Origin of the sequence: Mesorhizobium sp. M7A.F.Ca.US.005.03.2.1 (assembly GCF_003997795.1) — a bacterium.
In the GTDB taxonomy this organism is placed as follows: Bacteria; Pseudomonadota; Alphaproteobacteria; order Rhizobiales; family Rhizobiaceae; genus Mesorhizobium; species Mesorhizobium ciceri.
This window is the reverse complement of record NZ_RZRP01001600.1, coordinates 1-477: the sequence shown is the minus strand read 5'-3', so window position 1 is coordinate 477 and position 477 is coordinate 1. Positions and strand designations below refer to the sequence as shown.

1 protein-coding gene is annotated in these 477 nt (G+C 61.2%); it reads right to left on the bottom strand.

Annotated features, from left to right (window positions below; all coding sequences use genetic code 11):
* On the bottom strand, positions 1-477 hold a 477-nt coding region (locus EN991_RS39370), incomplete at both ends, for a glutaminase (RefSeq protein WP_245461220.1).

Sequence of the window (477 nt, the reverse complement as noted above, 5' to 3'; positions counted from 1 at the left end):
CCTCACGATCGATGATGATCGTTTCGTCGTCGGCGAGGAACTGGATGAAGCGCAGGATTTCGCCGATCGCCTCGCGCGGCTGGTGGCCGGCAAGCAGGATGTCGGAAATGACAATGGCGCCGGCATTGATGAACGGGTTGCGCGGAATGCCGTTCTCATGCTCGAGCTGCACGATCGAGTTGAATGGATTGCCTGACGGTTCGCGGCCTACCCGCTGCCAAAGCGCGTCACCGACATTGCCGAGCGCCAGTGTCAGCGTGAACACTTTCGAGATGCTCTGGATGGAAAATGCCTGGTCGGCATCGCCGGCCATCAGCACGCGGCCGTCATTGGTGACCGCCGCGATGCCGAACTTCTTCGGATCGACCTTGCCCAGCTGCGGAATGTAGGAAGCGACGTCGCCGCGATCGGTGCGCTCGGCCATTTCGGCGGCGACTTCGGCCAATGCCCGATCAAGTTTGGGGGCCTGTTCAAGTT